The sequence below is a fragment of the Azospirillum sp. UENF 312511 genome (genome assembly GCF_058780635.1).
In genome coordinates this window covers 196,152-213,386 of the sequence record NZ_JBSNCG010000001.1, presented here as the reverse complement: position 1 = coordinate 213,386, position 17,235 = coordinate 196,152, and the positions used below count along the sequence as shown (strand labels likewise).

Genomic DNA, 17,235 nt, shown 5'->3' with positions numbered 1-17,235 from the left:
TGGTGCCGGTGTTGGCACGCGGCTTGCTAGAAGGATGGGCAGATCAGGGCCAGGGCAACGGCGCCATGGCCGGTTCGACGGCGAACCACCCGGACAACGGCGTCCGAAACCCTGGGAATCCCGCGGGAGTCCCCAGGGCTTCGGGCGCCTTTTTCTTTTCGGCCTCGCGGCCTCGCAAGAGGGCACACAGCATGAGCACGCACACCACTCCATCCACTCCGCGCGAACGGCTGGTCGTCGTCGGCAACGGCATGGCCGGCATCCGCACGCTGGAGGAGCTGCTGGCCAAGGCGCCGGACCGTTACGACATCACCGTCTTCGGCGCCGAGCCGCACCCCAACTACAACCGCATCATGCTCTCCCCCGTGCTGGCCGGGGAGAAGACCTTCGAGCAGATCGTGCTGAACGGGCGCGACTGGTACGAGGCCAACGGAATCACGCTGTTGACCGGCGACCGGGTGGAGGTGATCGACCGCGCGAACCGCACCGTCACGGCCATCTCCGGCCTGACCGTGCCCTACGACAGGCTGCTGATCGCCACCGGCTCCACCCCCGTCATCATCCCGGTGCCCGGCTCCACCCTGCCCGGCGTCGTCGGCTTCCGCGACCTCGCCGATGTCGACACGATGCTGGCGGCGGCGGCCCGGGGCGGACGCGCCGTGGTCATCGGCGGCGGCCTGCTCGGGCTGGAGGCGGCCAACGGCTTGAAGGTCAAGGGCATGGACGTCACCGTCCTGCACCTGATGGACACGCTGATGGAACGGCAACTCGATCGCTCCGCCGGGGCGCTGCTGCGGCACGAGCTGGAGCGCCGCGGCATCACCGTGCTGACCGGCGCCGACACTGCCGAAATTGTGGGCAACGAGAAAGTTTCCGCGGTTCGCCTGAAAAACGGGCAGGAGCTTCCCGCCGAACTGGTGGTCATGGCCGTGGGCATTCGCCCGAACACGACGCTGGGCAAGGCGGCGGGGCTGGCCTGCGGGCGCGGCATCCAGGTGGACGACGCCATGACCACCTCCGACCCGGCGATCCTGTCGGTCGGCGAATGCGTGGAGCATCGCGGCCAGACCTACGGCCTCGTCGCCCCGCTGTTCGAGATGGCCAAGGTCGCCGCCGCCCGGCTGGCCGGCAGTGCGGAGGCCGCCTACACCGGCTCCGTCACCTCGACCAAGCTGAAGGTGACGGGGGTGGACGTCTTCTCGGCGGGCGACTTCACCGGCGGCAAGGACTGCGAGGACATCGTGTTCCGCGACGCCGCCCGCGGCGTCTACAAGCGCGTCGTGGTCAAGGAGAACCGCATCCTCGGCGCCGTGCTCTACGGCGACACCAAGGACGGCGGCTGGTACTTCCAGATGCTGAAGGACGGGACCGAGGTGGCGCCGGTCCGCGACACCCTGATCTTCGGCCAGGGGTTCGGGGCGGAGGGCGCCGCAAACCCTAAGGCCGCCGTTGCGGCGCTCCCCGACAGTGCGGAGATCTGCGGCTGCAACGGCGTGTGCAAGGGCACCATCGTCACGGCGATCACCGAAAAGGGCCTGTCCAGCCTGGACGAGGTGCGGGCTCATACCAAAGCCTCGGCCTCCTGCGGAAGCTGCACCGGTCAGGTGGAGCAGCTCCTGGCCCTGACGCTGGGCGACGGCTACGCGGGCGAGGCGAAGGCCAAGCCGATGTGCAAATGCACCGACCGCACCCACGACGAGGTGCGCCGGGCCATCACCGCGCTGGAATTGAAATCCATTCCCGACGTGATGCAGCGGCTGGAATGGCGCACGCCCGACGGCTGCCACCATTGCCGCCCGGCGCTGAACTATTACCTGCTCTGCGAATGGCCGGGCGAGTACAAGGACGACAGCCGGTCCCGCTACATCAACGAGCGCGTCCACGCCAACATCCAGAAGGACGGCACCTACTCCGTCGTCCCGCGCATGTGGGGCGGGCTGACCAGCGCCAAGGAGCTGCGCGCCATCGCCGACGTGGTGGACAAGTTCGCCATCCCGACGGTGAAGGTGACGGGCGGCCAGCGCATCGACCTGTTCGGCGTGAAGAAGGAGGACCTGCCCGCGGTGTGGGCGGACCTGAACGCCGCCGGCATGGTGTCCGGCCACGCCTACGCCAAGGGGCTGCGCACCGTGAAGACCTGCGTCGGGTCGGAATGGTGCCGCTTCGGCACGCAGGACAGCACCGGCCTCGGCGTCAAGCTGGAGCGGATGACCTGGGGCACCTGGACCCCGCACAAGGTGAAGCTGGCCGTTTCCGGTTGCCCGCGCAATTGCGCGGAGGCGACCATCAAGGACCTGGGCGTCGTCTGCGTGGACAGCGGCTATGAGCTGCATGTCGGCGGCAACGGCGGCATGCATGTCCGGGCCTGCGACCTGCTGGTGAAGGTGGAGACCGAGGCGGAGGTGCTGGAATACACCGGCGCCTACATGCAGCTCTACCGCGAGGAGGCCCGCTATCTGGAGCGCACTGCCCCGTGGGTCGAGCGCGTCGGGCTGGACCACATCAAGCGCCGGCTGGTCGATGATGCCGAGGGCCGCGCGGCGCTCAACGCCCGCTTCCTCTTCTCCCAAAGCTTTTCGCAGGACGATCCCTGGGCCGAGCGGGCCAGCGGGTCGGTGGACCGTCACGAATTCGCGCCGCTCGCTCAGGTGGGGTAACGACAGATGGATCAGAGCATTTCCTGGATCACCGTCGGCTCGGTCGAGGACATTCCCCGCCAGGGGTCCCGCGTGGTGCGGACCGACTTCGGCGACATCGCCCTGTTCCGCACCGTGGCGGACGAGGTCTACGCGCTGGAGGACCGCTGCCCGCACGCCGGCGGCCCGCTGTCGCAGGGCATCGTCCACGGGGCGCGGGTGACCTGCCCGCTGCACAGCTGGGTGATCGACCTCGCCAGCGGCGAGGCGGTCGGCCCGGACGAGGGCTGCGCCGGCCATTGCCCGGTGCGGGTTGTCGACGGCGCGGTGCAGCTCGGGCTGGCGGCCTTCCGTCCGGGCCGCGGAGGGTGCGGCCATGGGTGAGGAAGGGCCCTATCCCCCCTCTCCCCTCTGGGGAGAGGGTCGGGGTGAGGGGGTTGCGCTTGTGCCGGACGCACCGCCACGCACAACCCCCTCACCCTCCCCTCTCCCCAGAGGGGAGAGGGAATTTGCAAAGGAAGCGGTCCGCACCACCTGCCCTTACTGCGGTGTCGGCTGCGGCGTTCTGGCCTCCGTCTCCAGGGACGGCACCGTCACCGTCTCCGGCGACCCCGACCACCCGGCCAACCGCGGCAAGCTCTGCTCCAAGGGCACCAACCTGCCCGACACGCTGGGCCTCGCCGAACGGCTGCTCCATCCGGAGGTGGACGGGCGGCGCGTCGCCTGGGACGAGGCCATCGCCGCCGTCGCAGCGCGCCTGTCCGACACCATCGCCAAGCACGGCCCGGACTCGGTGGCCTTCTACGTCTCTGGCCAGTTGCTGACCGAGGACTATTACGCCGTCAACAAGCTGGCGAAGGGCTTTCTCGGCACCGCCAACATCGACACCAACTCACGCCTCTGCATGGCCTCCAGCGTGGCGGGCCACAAGCGCGGCTTCGGGGCCGACGCGGTGCCGGTGACCTACGAGGACCTGGACGAAGCCGATCTGGTCGTGCTGGTCGGCTCCAACCTCGCCTGGTGCCACCCGATCCTGAACCAGCGGCTGCTGGCGGCCAAGCGCACGCGCGGCACCCGCATCATAGCCATCGACCCGCGCCGCACCGCCACGGTGGACGGCGCCGACCGGCACCTGCCCATCCGCCCCGGCACCGACGCCCTGCTGTTCAACGGGCTGCTTGTTTATCTGGCTGACAACCATCTCGCCGACCAGGGCCTGATCGACGCCCGTTTCGTCGCGCAGCACACCGCCGGTCTGGCGAAAACGCTGGAGGCCGCTCGCGCCGACGCCCCCTCCCCCGCCCATGTCGCCGCCCGCTGCGGTCTGCCGCTGGCCGAGATCGAGGCCTTCTACGCTGAAGTCGCAACGGTCCGCCGCACCGTCACCGTCTACTCCCAGGGGGTGAACCAGTCCTCCCAGGGGACGGACACGGTGAACGCCATCCTGAACGTCCATTTCCTGACCGGGCGGATCGGCGCGCCGGGCATGGGGCCTTTCTCGGTCACCGGCCAGCCCAACGCCATGGGCGGGCGCGAGGTCGGCGGGCTTGCCAACCAGCTCGCCGCCCATATGGGGTTCGAGCCGGAGTCGGTGGACCGGCTGCGCCGCTTCTGGAACGCGCCGCGGGTGGCGGACAAGCCCGGCTTGAAGGCGGTGGACCTGTTCCGCGCGGTGGAGGCGGGCACGGTGCGCGCCGTCTGGGTGATGGCGACCAACCCGGCGGTCAGCATGCCCGACGCCGCCCGCGTCCGCCGCGCGCTGGCAAACTGCGAAACCGTCATCGTCTCCGATTGCATCGCCGACACCGACACGGCGCGGCTGGCCCACATCCGCCTGCCCGCCGCGGGCTGGAGCGAGAAGGACGGCACCGTCACCAACTCCGACCGCACCATCTCCCGCCAGCGGGCCTTCCGTCCCCTGGCGGGCGAGGCGCGGCCCGACTGGTGGATCGTCACCCAGGTCGCCCGTGCGATGGGCTTCGCCGCGGCCTTCCCCTTCGAGACGCCCGCCGACCTGTTTCGCGAGCACGCCGCCCTCTCCGCCTTCGAGAACGACGGCACCCGCGCCTTCGACATCGGCGGCCTCGCCGGGCTGTCCAACGCTGAATTTGAAACGCTCGCCCCCGCCCCCTGGCCGCGACGGGTTGGCGAGGCTCCGACGCGCCGTCTCTTCGCCGATGGGCGCTTCTTCACCGATGACGGGCGGGCGCGCTTCGTCCCGGTCACCTCCCGCCCCCTGCCCCGCTTGGTCGAGCCGGGTTCGCTGATGTTGAACACCGGCCGCCTGCGCGACCAGTGGCACACCATGACGCGCACCGGCCTGTCGCCGCGCCTCTCCGCCCACGCGCCGGAACCCTGCCTGGATCTCCACCCGCAGGACGCGGCGGCGCGCGGCTTGACCGACGGCGCTCTGGTCAGCCTCTCAACCCCCGTCGGCATGGCGCTGGCCCGGCTGCGCGTGACCGAGGCGCAGCGGGTGGGGGAAGCCTTCCTGCCCATGCACTGGACCGACCGCTTTGCCGCCTCCTGCGTCGTCGGGCGGCTGGTGGACGATCTGGCCGTGGACCCCGTATCCGGCCAGCCGGACCTGAAGCGGATGCCGGTGACGGTCGTCCCCTACCCCGCCGCCTGGACCGGCTTCCTGATCGCCCGCGAGCCCTTGGAGCCCGCCCACGGCGGCTATTGGTCCCGCCGCGCCGTCCCCGGCGGCCACCTGATCGAGTTGGCCGGCGAGGGCGCCCTGCCCGCTCCGGAGGCGCTGGCGTTCGGCTTCGCCGGGGCGACGGTCGATTACAGCGACACGGCCCGCGGCGTGCTGCGCCGCGCCTGGGTGACCCACGACCGGCTGGAGGCCTGTCTGTTCCTCTCCAGTTCCGGCGCCCTGCCCAGCCGTGGCTGGCTGGTCGACCTGCTGTCGGCGGAGGCGCTGGACGCTTCCGCCCGCCGTGCCCTGCTCTCCGGCCGGTCGCCGGTTCCCACGGCGGATGAGGGGCGGACGGTCTGTTCCTGCTTCGGCGTCGGCGTCAACCGCCTGATCGCCGCCATCCAGAGCCAAGGCCTGACCACGGTCCAGGAGGTCGGAGCGGCCCTGCGGGCCGGGACCAACTGCGGCTCCTGCATCCCCGAACTCAAGGAGATCCTTGCCGATGCCCAGCGCAGCCATGTGGCTTGACGGCCTTCTCTCTCCGCCCGGCGGGAAGCGTTTCAACTTCATCGTCGCCTTGCGCGCCGCGCTGGGCTCCACATTGCGTCCGCGCACGGCCCGCCGCGTCGCCCGCGCCATCCCGGAAGTCCCTGGGCGGACGCCCCACGTCACGCTGGTCGGCGCCGGGCCGGGCGACCCCGACCTGCTGACCGTCGCGGCGGCGCGGGCCATTTCGCAGGCCGAGGTGATCCTCTACGACCACCTCGTCGGGCCGGGCATCCTCGCCCTGGCGCAGCCGGGGGCGGAACTGATCTGCGTCGGCAAGCGGTCGGGCCAGCACTCCCACTCCCAGGAAGCCATCAACGATCTGATTGCGGCGCAGGCCCGCAGCGGGCGGCGCACCGTCCGGCTGAAGGGCGGTGATCCGATGATCTTCGGCCGGGCCGGCGAGGAGATCGAGCATCTGGAGCGTGTCGGAATCAGCGTGTCGGTGATCCCCGGCATCACCGCGGCGCTTGGCTGCGCCTCCAGCGCCGGGCTGTCGCTGACCAAGCGCGGCGTGTCGCGCGCCGTCACCTTCGTCACCGCCCATGCCCGCGAGGGTGACGCGACCGAGCCGGACTGGGCGCGACTGGCCGACCCCAAGGGCACGCTGGCGATCTACATGGGCCGAGAGGCCGCCCGGCGCGTCGGACGCGGCCTGACCGCCGGCGGCCTCTCCCCCGACACGCCGGTGCTGGCGGTGGAGAACGGCTGCCGTCCTGACGAGCGCCACCACCGCACGACGCTGGGCGCCATGGCCGAGCGGGGCGTAGCGGCGGGCGACGGTCCGACGCTGCTTTTGATCGGCTGGGCGCTGGAGAGCCGGGTGCTAGAAGACGGGGCGGCGCACGCCGGTGATGCCCTCGGCGCGGGCGGCCACGTCGGCCAGAGGTTCGGTCACGACTGACATGGTGAAGACGGTGGCGTGCAGCAGCGTGGCGCCGTCCAGCATGATGCCGACATGGCCGGGGAAGAACACGATATCGCCACGGCGGTAGTCGACCCCCTGCCCGTCCGTTGAGACCATCGGCCCCAGCCGGTCGTCGTTGCGCTGCATCCCGCTGCTGTGGTGGGTGGTGATCCCCGCCGCGCGCAGCGCCACTTGGACGAGGCCGGAGCAGTCGATGCCGAAGGCGCTCCGCCCGCCCCAGACATAGGGCGTCTCCAGGAAGCGCAGCGCCGTCTCCACCGGAACGCGATCCAGCGGCACGGCCACCGGCTCCAGCAATTTGCCGAAGGTCCACAGCCCGTTGTCGAGCCGGACCCAGCCCCCTGGACACTGAGTGTCGGCTTGCTCCGCCACCGTGACGAGGCTGCCGAAGCTCAGCGCCGCCATCGGCACCGCCTTGTGGGTGGGCGCCGGGTGCAGGTTCGCCACGCGCCCGGACACGCGGTGGGTCGGGGCGACCGGCTCCGTCAGGTCCGTGCCGGGGGGAAGCCAGCCGACATGGCCGTCGGTGCGCTTTTCCACCTTCACCCAGTCGCCATCCCGGTCGAGCGGCGTACATGTTTCACCGAACAGCATCTCGCTGGTTTGCGGGACGCCGTGCCTCGGCTGTTCCAGCAGGACGGCCAGTGGGGCGGCGAGCCGGCGGATCGGGGTGGTCAGTGCATCGGTCATGCCGGTCACGCTAGAGCCCGCCCCGCCGGAATGCAAGCCAGAGGACCGTTCCGGACAATCCTCCGGGAGACGGGGATTTGCTATGGATTTGACGCTTTTCGACAGGAGAGTGCGATGGGCAACCGTGTGAGGCGCCTGGGACTCGCGGCGGCGACAGGGGCATGTCTGCTGGCCGGTGCGGCCGCCGCGCAGATGGCTCCCCAGGCGGCCACCCAGGGTCCCCTACGGCTCGTGCCGCAGCCCATTCCCTCTCCGGCTCCTCCTCCGGCGGTGGAGCAGCCCCCTGCCCCGCCGGTCCCCGTTCCACCGCAGCCGTTCCCGGCGGCCACGGTGGTCCGGCCGGGTCAGCCCGCAGCCAACCCTGCGCCCATCCCGCAGCCAGCCGCGAGCGCTGACCCGGCCCAAATCCATCCGCCCACGCCGCGCCCCCAACCGACCGACGGGGTCGCGGCGGTGCGCGCCTTCTATGACGCCTTGGGGCAGGCGGACGCCGCGCGGGCCAACACCTACGTCATTCCCGAGAAGCGGGGCAGCGGGGCCTACGACATCGCGTCCATGAACCGTTTTTACGGCAACATGAGCGTTCCCGTCCGTCTGCTGGCCGCGGAGCCCATCGGCCGGAATGCCGTGCGGGTGCGCTACCATTACGTCTATGTGAACGGCCGCAACTGCGACGGCGCCGCCGAGGTCGCGCTGGCCGAGCGGGACGGGTTGGCGCTGATCGAGCGCATCCGGGCGCTCAACGACTGCTGAGCCTCATTCCCTCTCCCGCCCCGGGAGAGGGTGGCGCCGAAGGCGCCGGGTGAGGGTAAGGCCGAGAATGGGGCGCTGGTCCTTGCCGGCACCCTCACCCTTCCCACGCTGGCGCGTGGGCCCCTTCCCTCTCCCGGGGCGGGAGAGGGTGCGAAAAGCTACCTCGCCCGTCCTGTCGGCTTGCCGGCCTTGGCCGGCGTCCGGCGGCCCTTGCCGGCCTGCTGGGTGTAGAAGGTCTTGCCCGGCTTCGGCCTGTCCGCTCCGGGTTTGTCCGCCTTGCCCACGCCCCCTGTCGTCTGCCAGGCCGGCACGAGCTGGTGCTCGCCCGGCCCGATCAGATCGCTGCGGCCCATGGCCTTCAGCGCGTCGCGCAGCACCGGCCAGTTCTCCGGGTCGTGGTAGCGCAGGAAGGCCTTGTGCAGGCGGCGCTGCTTCAGTCCCTTGGCCGAGAACACCGTCTCCGAGCCCTCGCGACGGATCGGGCGCAGCGGGTTGCGGTCGCTGTGGTACATCGCCGTGGCGAGCGCCATGGGGGAGGGCAGGTAGGTCTGCACCTGATCGGCCTTGAAGCCGTTCCGCTTCAGCCACAAGGCGAGGTTCATCATGTCCTCGTCGCTGGTGCCGGGGTGGGCGGCGATGAAGTAGGGGATCAGGTAGAGCTTCTTCCCCGCCGCCTTGGCCGCCTTCTCGAACATCTCCTTGAAGCGGTCGTAGGTGCCGATGCCCGGCTTCATCATCTTGGACAGCGGGCCGGGCTCGGTGTGCTCCGGCGCGATCTTCAGGTAGCCGCCGACATGGTGGGTCACCAGCTCCTTCACATACTCCGGGCTGCGGACGGCGAGGTCGTAGCGCAGGCCCGAGGCGATGTTGATCTTCTTCACGCCGGGGATGGCGCGGGCCTTGCGGTAGAGCTGGATCAGGTCGCTGTGATCGGTGTTCAGGTTCTTGCAGATGTCCGGGAAGACGCAGGACGGGCGACGGCAGACCTTCTCGATCTCCGGGTCCTTGCAGGCCATGCGGTACATGTTGGCGGTCGGCCCGCCCATGTCGGAGATGACCCCGGTGAAGCCCTTCACCTTGTCGCGGATCTCCTCGATCTCCTTGAGGATCGAGCCCTCCGACCGGCTCTGGATGATGCGTCCCTCATGCTCGGTGATCGAGCAGAAGGAACAGCCGCCGAAGCAGCCGCGCATGATGTTCACCGAGAAGCGGATCATCTCCCAGGCCGGGATGCGCGCGTCGCCGTAGGCCGGGTGGGGCGCGCGGGCGTAGGGCAGGCCATAGACCCCGTCCATCTCCGCCGTGGTCAGCGGGATCGGCGGGGTGGTCAGCCAGACCTCGCGGTCGCCGTGCCGCTGCACCAGCGCGCGGGCATTGCCGGGGTTGCTCTCCTGGTGCAGCACGCGCGAGGCGTGGGCGTAGAGCACCTTGTCGGCACTGACCTGCTCGAAGGAGGGCAGGCGGACCACGGTGCGGTCGGCCCCGGCGGCGCGCGGGGCGGCGGGGGTCAGTTCGTCGATGCTGCTGCTGTCGATGACGGTCCAGCCGTCCGGCACGCGGCTGCGGACGATGGAGGTGCCGCGGACGTCGTCGATCTCCCGCGCCTTCTCCCCGGCGGCGATGCGGTGGGCGACGTCGATGATCGCGCGCTCCGCGTTGCCGTAGCACAGGATGTCCGCCTTGGAGTCCACCAGGACGGAGCGGCGGACCTTCTCGCTCCAATGGTCGTACTGGGCGATGCGGCGGAGGCTCGCCTCGATGCCGCCCAGCACGATGGGCACGTCCTTGTAGGCTTCGCGGCAGCGCTGGCTGTAGACGATCACCGCACGGTCGGGCCGTTTGCCGCCCTCGTCGTTGGGGGTGTAGCTGTCGTTGTGACGCAGGCGGCGGTCCGAGGTGTAGTGGTTCACCATCGAGTCCATGTTGCCGCCGGTCACCCCGAAGAACAGGTTCGGCTTGCCCAGCGCCTTGAACGGCTCCGCGCTGCTCCAGTCCGGCTGGGCGATGATGCCGACGCGGAAGCCCTGCGCTTCCAGCAGCCGCCCGATGATCGCCATGCCGAAGCTGGGGTGGTCGACATAGGCGTCGCCGGTCACCACCACGATGTCGCAGCTATCCCAGCCCAGCCGGTCCATCTCCGCCCGGGTCATCGGCAGGAAGGGCGCCGGCCGCCGGGCCTCCGTCCGGTGCCGGGGGAGGGAGAAGATGTCCCGCGCCGCCGGAACGGCGACGGTGGGCGTGGCTTCGTTGAGCATGACGCTCTCCGTTCGGGCCGCCGGTGCGCGGGACGCGCGGCCGGGGCGGGGTGCTTGATGGTCGGGTGCCGGTTTCATACCGGCAATGTCCGGCATGGTCCACCGCGCGAGTCCCTACGGAAGTGCCGCGGCGCGGTCAAGGATTGCCTGACCGTCGGGGTCAACTTTATACGCGATTATGACGCCGTGATGTGTGCAGCCGGGCCGCTCTCGGCAAGGGGCCTGTTGCAACAGGTGTCCCGGCACCCTGTTGGGAAGGGCTGAGACGCAAGCCTTTCCCATGGACAGGAGTGGACCATGAGCACCGACAAGCGATACGGCGACCAGCGCGACGAACCGCTCGACATCAAGAACACCCGCGCCGACCCCGCCATCGACGAGGAGAAGATGGGCTTCCAGAACATCGAAGGACCGGGCGCCGACACCAGAAAGGATAAGGCGCCGGGCACGGACGACTCTCCGGACAGCGCACCCCGGCCGTGACGGGGACCCCGCAGGCGCTGCGGACGTTGTTCGCTGGAACCACAACAAAGCGGAGGTTCGCCATGGCTGAAGAGAAGACGCCCGACAGCCCTTCCCAGGCGGGGGGCGAGGCAGGGAAGGACTCCCCGCTGGAGGACAAGACCAAAACGCCCGGTGATGGGACGCTCCAGGACGCCGTTCCCGCCGGAACCACGTCCGACGAGCTGCGGCGGCGGGCGGAAGAGGATGACGGGTCCGTCCAGCCGGGCACCGGCTGACGCGTCGTCGTCGGCGGTCGTCGGCGTCGTCGGTTTCATCATACGACGTCGTATGAGAGCGACGGGGTATCAGAGCTACCGGGTGACGCTCTCGCCCGCGGGCGCGGCCAATCCGACCATGGCATAGCTGCTGCGGATGGCCGCGTCCAGCGTTGGGGGCAGGGGCTGGATGCGCTGCTCCCGCGCGGCGCGGCGGGCGAAATCGGGGTCCGCCGCCAGGGCCCGCGTCGCCGCCGCCTTGGCCTCGTCCATCCGGCCCATCTGCACGAAGGCGACCGCCAGAGCGGCCTGGGCCGGGGCGGCGGCGGTCACCTCGAACTCCAGCTTCGTGCTGTCCGGGTGCCCATGGCGCTGCAGGGCAAGGCTGTAGGCGGGCAGAAGCCGTTCCCGCTGCGCCGGGTCGCGCTCCATCGCCTGCTCCAGCAAGGGCAGGCCCTTCGCGGATTGTCCAGCCTCGACATGCCAGAGACCGAGGTCACCCAGCACATGGGCGTTCCCGGGAGACGCCTGCAAGGCGCGCTGCCCGGTGGCAAAGCAGGCGGCGTACTGCCCGCTTAGGCAATAGGCGGTGTAGAGCGCCGTCAACGGGCGCAGCGACGTCGGCTCCAGTTCGGTGGCACGCAGGGCGGCGGCCAAGGCATCGTTCAGGGCGTCGTCGTTCCGTTCCGCCCGATAGGCGTCGGATTGCAGCAGGGACAGCGCCGACCAGAGGCGGGCGGACTCGCCGGCGCTGGTCGTCAGCGCGTTGGCCGCGGAGGTCAGGCAACCGTTCAGAGCGGCTCGCTCGGCCGGCGGAACTTCATGCCGTCCGGTGGCGAGGAAGGCGCATTCGCGCGGCGACAGGCTGGTGGTCGGTTTGGCGCGCAGACGCGCGGTGCCCGCCGGCAGGAGAGGGCCTTGCGCAGCGGTGAGCGGCTCGATGATGCCGTCTGCCAGGGATTGCGGCGTGGGCGTGCCCAGCGGCCCCGCCGGACGGTCCAGGCTGCTGGACCACAGCACCGTCCCGGTGGCGATGTCGGTCAGGTGCACGACCAGACGCACCGCCGCATCATGCCCCTGGAGGCTTCCGGACAGGCGAAGCCCCTGGTGGGGCAGGGCGGCGGTCGCCGGCGGATCGATCCGCACCGGGAGATCGGTGCGGTTGGCGAGGCCGCTGGCGATCTCGTCGGTGAGCATGGCGGCGAGGGCACCGTCCTCCACCGACTGGCCGCTGGTCCGGAAGGGGCCGACGACGATGGTCATCGATGCATCGGCCGCTGCGGATGGCGTGGCCGGCCCTGACCCCGTCGGCTCCGCGCCGGCCATGATCGGATGCGGGCCGAGCGCCAATGCCTCTTCCACGTCGGCGGGCGTGGCGAGCGTCCGACCGACCAGCAGGCCGGCCAACCCGACCGCGATCAGCACGACGGCGGCCAACCCGGCGATGCGCAGGGAGACGGGCCTGCGCATTGTGTCCGCCGTCGGAACGGCACGAGGGTCGGGCAGGGCAGGGGGCGGATCGTCGTTCAGCCGCTCGAAGCGGGGGGCGTAGCCGCCCTTCGGAACGACGATGCGGATCGGGTCCTCGCGGCCTGCGGTCAGATAGTAATGCTCCAGGCTGCGGCGCAGCCGCCCGGCTTCCAACCGCACGATGGGATCGGATTGCGGGTCGAAGCTCGGCTCCCGGTTGAAGACGCTGACGGCGATGCAGTAGGCCTTGATCTGCTGCGCCCGCCCGTCCAGGCACTCCTCGACCACATAGCGCAGGAAGCGGCGGTTGCGGTCCGATGCGTCGAAATGGTCGCTCGCCAAAATCCGCTCAAGCTGGGTCCTGACGGCACGATCATCCAATGCCCACCCCTGCGCGGGCGGAGTTTCCTCGGTCATTCGTGACGTCTCCCGAACGTTGAGAAAGACGACGGACGATCCTTCTCAAAAGGGGTGGGTCGATGTGTTGCCGGCATTCTTCCATCCGAAAAAACTGATGTCCATTGGCCCTGTGCTTTTAGGACGGGCCCTATTCCCGAAGTCCGCCCGTTTCTCTGATCGTTGGGATAGGGCGGTCATCCAAAGGCTGGGGGCGCCGGACCGAAGGCGGCGGGAGCCACCCCCGCCGAACGGGGCGTAAACTACCGTATGCTACCCGCCGCGGCGGAACGGTCGGGCCGTTGTCCGGGTTACCCGCCGCCGGACAGGGGACTCGACACGGGAGAGCCCGAGCACTGGCTGAAGGCTTCTCCCGTCCCCGCGGCACGCCCGGCTCACCGACGCGCATCCCCCGCCGTCGGCCCCGCCGTCATCAGGGCGTGCCGACATTTTCCGGTTTTCCCTGTTCTCGGCTTCGGTAACGCAACGCACCGGTGGTTCCATGTCGTTTTTGTCGTCGTCTTTTTTGTCGTCTCTGAACGTTCCGTCGCGCCGCTATCCGACACCGCACCTTCAAACATCTCCCCATAAATCCCCGATGGATCAGCCCGCCGCGTCCGCGCTGACGCGCCGCGGCATCTTCGGGCTGGGGGCCGCCGTGGCGGTCGGCGTCTGCAACAGCCGCAGCGCCGCGGCGTGGGAACCGGCGCCGGAGCGCACGCTGCGGATCTACAACTGCCTGACGGGGGAGGGCTTCGACGGCGTCTATTGGGCGGAGGGGCGTCCGGTCGCGGAGGCAATGGCCCGCATCGACTGGGTGCTGCGCGATCATCGCAGCGACGATTGCCACCGCATCGATCTCGCCCTGCTGAACCGTCTGTCGGAGATGCAGGAGAAGCTGGACAGCCAGCATCCGTTCGAAGTGCTGTCGGCTTTCCGTTCCCAGGAAACCAACCGCCGCGTCAAGGGGGCGGCGACGGGCAGCCTGCATCTGCAAGGGCGGGCGGTCGATCTGCGCCTGCAGGGGCGGCGCGCGGTGGACCTCTACCGTTGCGCCCTGTCCTTCGGCGACGGCGGGGCGGGCTGCTACGCCAAGCGGAACTTCGTCCATGTGGACACCGGGCCGACGCGGCGCTGGATGGGGGCCTGAACGTGGCGGCGCCGAGTTGGGACTTTTCGTCGCAGAACCTTTTGCCAGGGGGCATCGGGCGAAGGGCATTACGCCGATGGATGGATTGTGCGCAGGACGGAGGAAGCGCACCATAGCCCGAAAAAGAAGGCCATATGATTAGGCCAATGCTCTTTGGGAGGAGCCCATGCTAACCCCAACCAACCTTGCGGACCCCCGAGGCCGCAGCCTATCGGCGCGCCGTCACCCGTTGACGGACCCGGCCCGGATGGCCCAGGCCCGCACGCTGGCGGGCTGGATCGCCGTGATTGCCGAAGACCGCGGCCTGGACGAGCGTGGCGTGGCCGCCGCCACCGGCCTGGACATCGAGGACGTCCGGGCGGTTCTGGGCGGCACCGTTTTCATGATGCCCGTGAGCACGCTCGACCGCGCGCTGCGCCGCCTGGAAGGCCGCCCGCACTGAGGAGCCGCAAACCCGCCTCTCCCTGCCCGCCGGCACAGGAGCACCGCATGACCCATCACGTCCGAAAACGGAGCAGCGCCATGGACCGCTCGGAGAAACGCGACGCCATCACCCGTATCCGCCACGCCGCCGAACAGCAGGGGCTGGACGCCGGCGATCTGGCCCGGATGACCGGTCTGGCACCGGGGCACGCCCGCGCGATCCTGTCCGGTTTCGGCTCGACGGTTCCGCGCGATGCCCTGGACCGCACGGTGTCCGTCCTGCCGGAGTGACGGAACGCTCGTGACGGCATACTCATAACGGCACGCTGAAATGGAAACGGCGGCGCACCGGGTGCGCCGCCGTTGTTCCTGAACCTATGGAGTGCCGCGGTTCAGGCGACCGAGAGCACGTCCAGATAGACGTTCGCCGGTTCGGTCAGGTGAATTCGGTACAGCATGCCCGTCTGGTCGACGATGATGCTGGCGACGGGGTTCTTGGCGGCCATGTCGGTGACGGCGGCGCGCACGTTGCGCGGCAGGCTGTCGAGTTCGACGTCGCGGTAGCCGTTCTTATCGGAGAACTTGATGGTCTTCTGGCCCATGGTCAGGCGCCCTGCGTGCATGCTCTGTTTGCGGTGCGCGGACCATGATCCCGTCGGGTTAAGGAAGCACTAACCAAAATCCGCGCAAACGCAGGACTGGTGAGCGGCGGCTGCATCGGTGTCTCTGGAATAATTCGGCCGCGGTTGCCCTACCCATGAAAATGCTCGAACACCCGCCGGGCCAGCGCCGCGCTGATGCCGGGGGTGGCCTCCAGATCCTTCAGCCCGGCCGAGGCCACCGCGGTGGAACTGCCGAAATGGTGAAGCAGGGCCTTCTTGCGGGACGGGCCGACGCCGGGGATGCCGTCGATGCGGGTGTGGTCCATCGCCTTCAGGCGGCGGGTGCGGTGGGCGTCGATGGCCGTCCGGTGGGCCTCGTCGCGCAGCCGTTGCAGGAAGTAGAGCACCAGGTCGTTGGGCTCCAGCTGGAAGGGCTCGCGGTCCGGCAGGAAGAAGCGCTCGCGCCCGGCGTCGCGGTCCGGGCCCTTGGCGATGGCGGCCAGCGGCACACCCGCGATGCCCAGCCCGTCCAGGACCGCGCGGGCGGTGTTCAGCTGGCCGAGGCCGCCGTCGATCAGCACCAGATCGGGCCATTGGCCACCGCTGCGCTGCGGGTCCTCGCGCAGGGCGCGCCCGAAGCGGCGGGTCAGCACTTCGCGCAGCATGGCGTAATCGTCGCCGGCCGCCACGGGGTCCTTGATGTGGAAGCGGCGCCCCGCGTTGCGCTGGATGCCCTCCGGCCCGGCGACCACCATGGCGCCGACCGGGAAGGCCCCCTGGATGTGCGAGTTGTCGTAGATTTCGATACGGGCCGGTGTTTTCGGAAGACCGAAGACGCGGGCCACCCCGGCCAGCAGCTTGCCCTGGGCGGAGCGTTCGGCCATGCGCCGCCCGTGCGCCTCGCGCGCGTTGGTCAGCGCGTGCTCGACGACGCGGCGCTTGGGGCCGCGCTGGGGAAACTCCACCTCCACCCGCCGTCCGGCGGCCAGGGTCAGCGCCTCGGCCAGCAGGGTGCGCTCCGGGATGGCGTGGCTGAGCAGCAGGTGGCGGGGTGGCGGCGTCCCTTCGTAGAGCTGTGCGGCGAAGGCGGCGAGGATCGCGGCCGGCTCCTCGTCGCCATCGTGCCGAGGGAAGAAGGCGCGGGTGCCCTGGTTGCGCCCGCCGCGGAAGAAGAAGGCCTGGACGCAGGCGGTTCCGCCCTCGGCGTGGACCGCCAGCACGTCGGCGTCCTCCAGCACGCCTTCCAGATTGATGTCCTGGCGGCTCTGCAGGGCGGTCAGGGCGCGGATGCGGTCGCGCCAGCGGGCGGCGTCCTCGTAGGCCAGCCGGTCGGAGCAGTCCATCATGTGGCGGGCGAACTCCGCCTGGACGGCGGCGCTGCGCCCGGTCAGCACGTCGCGCACGCCCTGCATCTGCGCGGCGTACTCCTCCGCCGAGACGCGGCCGACGCAGGGGGCGGAGCAGCGCTTGATCTGGTGCTGGAGGCAGGGCCGCGTGCGCGCGGTGAAGGTGGCGTCGTCGCAGTTGCGCAGCAGGAAGGCGCGCTGCAACGCCCCGATGGTCATGCCGACCAGGGCAGGGGAGGCGTAGGGGCCGAACAGGTCGCGCTTCTTCCCATGCCGGTCGGCGCTGCCGCGATGGTGCATCAGGCGCGGAAATTCGTGCCCCTCGCCCAGAGCGATGTAGGAGAAGGAGCGGTCATCCTTCACCAGCACGTTGAAGGGCGGCAGCAGGCGGCGGATCAGGTTCGCCTCCAGCAGGAGGGCCTCCGCCTCGGTGTGGGTGGTGACGAACTCCATGGAGCGGGTCAGCGTCACCATGCGGCGGGTGCGGTTGGGCAGCCCGTCCGTCCGGGTGTAGCTGGCCACCCGGCGTTTCAAGTTCTTCGCCTTGCCGACATACAGGATGCGACCGTCCGCCCCGATCATCCGATAGACGCCGGGCGTGTCCGGCAGCGTCGGCAGGGTGGCGCGAATCACCGCGGCTCCATCCATAGCCCTGTTCCGGTGTGCTGATCACGATG

At 70.0% G+C, this 17,235-nt stretch carries 15 protein-coding genes; 10 read left to right on the top strand and 5 right to left on the bottom strand.

Annotated features, from left to right (window positions below):
- The first annotated feature begins 191 nt into the window (after window positions 1–191).
- The 4 genes from nirB (at window position 192) to cobA (ending at window position 6,730) form a co-directional block, all read left to right on the top strand.
- Window positions 192–2,657 carry a nitrite reductase large subunit NirB gene (gene nirB / locus ACWPN7_RS01035; RefSeq protein ID WP_459197641.1) on the top strand — a complete coding sequence of 822 codons (2,466 nt, stop codon included), beginning with the start codon at window positions 192–194 and terminating at the stop codon, window positions 2,655–2,657.
- 6 nt (window positions 2,658–2,663) lie between these two features.
- The gene (nirD, locus tag ACWPN7_RS01030; RefSeq protein ID WP_035677835.1) at window positions 2,664–3,020 is read left to right on the top strand and encodes a nitrite reductase small subunit NirD; all 357 of its coding nucleotides are present in this window, start codon (window positions 2,664–2,666) and stop codon (window positions 3,018–3,020) included.
- Window positions 3,021–3,081: 61 nt separating this feature from the next.
- On the top strand, window positions 3,082–5,808 hold the full coding sequence (locus tag ACWPN7_RS01025; RefSeq protein ID WP_459197640.1) for a molybdopterin-dependent oxidoreductase: 2,727 nt from the start codon (window positions 3,082–3,084) through the stop codon (window positions 5,806–5,808).
- The gene (gene cobA, locus ACWPN7_RS01020) at window positions 5,783–6,730 is read left to right on the top strand and encodes a uroporphyrinogen-III C-methyltransferase (protein ID WP_456152016.1); all 948 of its coding nucleotides are present in this window, start codon (window positions 5,783–5,785) and stop codon (window positions 6,728–6,730) included. Before ACWPN7_RS01025 ends, cobA begins: the two co-directional genes overlap by 26 nt.
- On the opposite strand, the gene ACWPN7_RS01015 is transcribed toward cobA, so the two are convergent.
- The gene (locus ACWPN7_RS01015; RefSeq protein ID WP_459197639.1) at window positions 6,653–7,444 is read right to left on the bottom strand and encodes a C40 family peptidase; all 792 of its coding nucleotides are present in this window, start codon (window positions 7,442–7,444) and stop codon (window positions 6,653–6,655) included. The genes cobA and ACWPN7_RS01015 overlap by 78 nt on opposite strands.
- Window positions 7,445–7,897: 453 nt before the next feature.
- On the opposite strand from ACWPN7_RS01015, the gene ACWPN7_RS01010 reads away from it, so the two are divergent.
- Entirely contained in the window at window positions 7,898–8,197 is a 300-nt protein-coding gene (locus ACWPN7_RS01010; protein WP_051658152.1) for a hypothetical protein, read from the top strand.
- 158 nt (window positions 8,198–8,355) lie between these two features.
- On the opposite strand, the gene ACWPN7_RS01005 is transcribed toward ACWPN7_RS01010, so the two are convergent.
- A complete protein-coding gene (locus tag ACWPN7_RS01005) occupies window positions 8,356–10,347 on the bottom strand; it encodes a YgiQ family radical SAM protein (protein WP_345772291.1) in 1,992 nt (663 codons plus the stop codon).
- Window positions 10,348–10,749: 402 nt separating this feature from the next.
- Here ACWPN7_RS01005 and ACWPN7_RS01000 point away from each other — a divergent pair, with 402 nt between their 5' ends.
- Both ACWPN7_RS01000 and ACWPN7_RS00995 read left to right on the top strand, forming a co-directional pair.
- The gene (locus ACWPN7_RS01000) at window positions 10,750–10,935 is read left to right on the top strand and encodes a hypothetical protein (RefSeq protein ID WP_040133911.1); all 186 of its coding nucleotides are present in this window, start codon (window positions 10,750–10,752) and stop codon (window positions 10,933–10,935) included.
- Between the two features lie 62 nt (window positions 10,936–10,997).
- On the top strand, window positions 10,998–11,192 hold the full coding sequence (locus ACWPN7_RS00995) for a hypothetical protein (protein WP_079285656.1): 195 nt from the start codon (window positions 10,998–11,000) through the stop codon (window positions 11,190–11,192).
- Window positions 11,193–11,267: 75 nt separating this feature from the next.
- On the opposite strand, the gene ACWPN7_RS00990 is transcribed toward ACWPN7_RS00995, so the two are convergent.
- Entirely contained in the window at window positions 11,268–13,058 is a 1,791-nt protein-coding gene (locus ACWPN7_RS00990; RefSeq protein WP_459197638.1) for a hypothetical protein, read from the bottom strand.
- Between the two features lie 577 nt (window positions 13,059–13,635).
- Between ACWPN7_RS00990 and ACWPN7_RS00985 the strand changes: the two genes are divergently transcribed.
- The 3 genes from ACWPN7_RS00985 (at window position 13,636) to ACWPN7_RS00975 (ending at window position 14,901) form a co-directional block, all read left to right on the top strand.
- Window positions 13,636–14,187, top strand: a complete 552-nt coding sequence (locus tag ACWPN7_RS00985; protein ID WP_459197637.1) for a YcbK family protein — start codon at window positions 13,636–13,638, stop codon at window positions 14,185–14,187.
- Between the two features lie 166 nt (window positions 14,188–14,353).
- Window positions 14,354–14,629 (top strand): hypothetical protein, encoded by a 276-nt coding sequence (locus ACWPN7_RS00980; protein WP_459197636.1) that lies wholly within the window; start codon window positions 14,354–14,356, stop codon window positions 14,627–14,629.
- Window positions 14,630–14,676: 47 nt separating this feature from the next.
- On the top strand, window positions 14,677–14,901 hold the full coding sequence (locus ACWPN7_RS00975; protein WP_035677842.1) for a hypothetical protein: 225 nt from the start codon (window positions 14,677–14,679) through the stop codon (window positions 14,899–14,901).
- 101 nt (window positions 14,902–15,002) lie between these two features.
- On the opposite strand, the gene ACWPN7_RS00970 is transcribed toward ACWPN7_RS00975, so the two are convergent.
- Together ACWPN7_RS00970 and uvrC are read right to left on the bottom strand one after the other, a co-directional pair.
- On the bottom strand, window positions 15,003–15,233 hold the full coding sequence (locus tag ACWPN7_RS00970; RefSeq protein ID WP_236778257.1) for a hypothetical protein: 231 nt from the start codon (window positions 15,231–15,233) through the stop codon (window positions 15,003–15,005).
- Window positions 15,234–15,361: 128 nt separating this feature from the next.
- A complete protein-coding gene (gene uvrC, locus ACWPN7_RS00965) occupies window positions 15,362–17,206 on the bottom strand; it encodes an excinuclease ABC subunit UvrC (RefSeq protein ID WP_459197635.1) in 1,845 nt (614 codons plus the stop codon).
- Between the last annotated feature and the right edge of the window lie 29 nt (window positions 17,207–17,235).

Excerpts from the sequence above, each read along its gene's own strand:
- ACWPN7_RS00985 (WP_459197637.1), top strand. The coding sequence starts at position 13,636 with ATGGATCAGCCCGCCGCGTCCGCGCTGACGCGCCGCGGCATCTTCGGG.
- nirD (WP_035677835.1), top strand. The coding sequence starts at position 2,664 with ATGGATCAGAGCATTTCCTGGATCACCGTCGGCTCGGTCGAGGACATT.
- ACWPN7_RS00980 (WP_459197636.1), top strand. The coding sequence starts at position 14,354 with ATGCTAACCCCAACCAACCTTGCGGACCCCCGAGGCCGCAGCCTATCG.
- ACWPN7_RS01005 (WP_345772291.1), bottom strand. The coding sequence starts at position 10,347 with ATGACCCGGGCGGAGATGGACCGGCTGGGCTGGGATAGCTGCGACATC.
- ACWPN7_RS01015 (WP_459197639.1), bottom strand. The coding sequence starts at position 7,444 with ATGACCGATGCACTGACCACCCCGATCCGCCGGCTCGCCGCCCCACTG.
- uvrC (WP_459197635.1), bottom strand. The coding sequence starts at position 17,206 with ATGGATGGAGCCGCGGTGATTCGCGCCACCCTGCCGACGCTGCCGGAC.
- cobA (WP_456152016.1), top strand. The coding sequence starts at position 5,783 with ATGCCCAGCGCAGCCATGTGGCTTGACGGCCTTCTCTCTCCGCCCGGC.
- ACWPN7_RS01000 (WP_040133911.1), top strand. The coding sequence starts at position 10,750 with ATGAGCACCGACAAGCGATACGGCGACCAGCGCGACGAACCGCTCGAC.
- ACWPN7_RS00990 (WP_459197638.1), bottom strand. The coding sequence starts at position 13,058 with ATGACCGAGGAAACTCCGCCCGCGCAGGGGTGGGCATTGGATGATCGT.
- ACWPN7_RS00975 (WP_035677842.1), top strand. The coding sequence starts at position 14,677 with ATGACCCATCACGTCCGAAAACGGAGCAGCGCCATGGACCGCTCGGAG.
- ACWPN7_RS00970 (WP_236778257.1), bottom strand. The coding sequence starts at position 15,233 with ATGCACGCAGGGCGCCTGACCATGGGCCAGAAGACCATCAAGTTCTCC.
- nirB (WP_459197641.1), top strand. The coding sequence starts at position 192 with ATGAGCACGCACACCACTCCATCCACTCCGCGCGAACGGCTGGTCGTC.
- ACWPN7_RS00995 (WP_079285656.1), top strand. The coding sequence starts at position 10,998 with ATGGCTGAAGAGAAGACGCCCGACAGCCCTTCCCAGGCGGGGGGCGAG.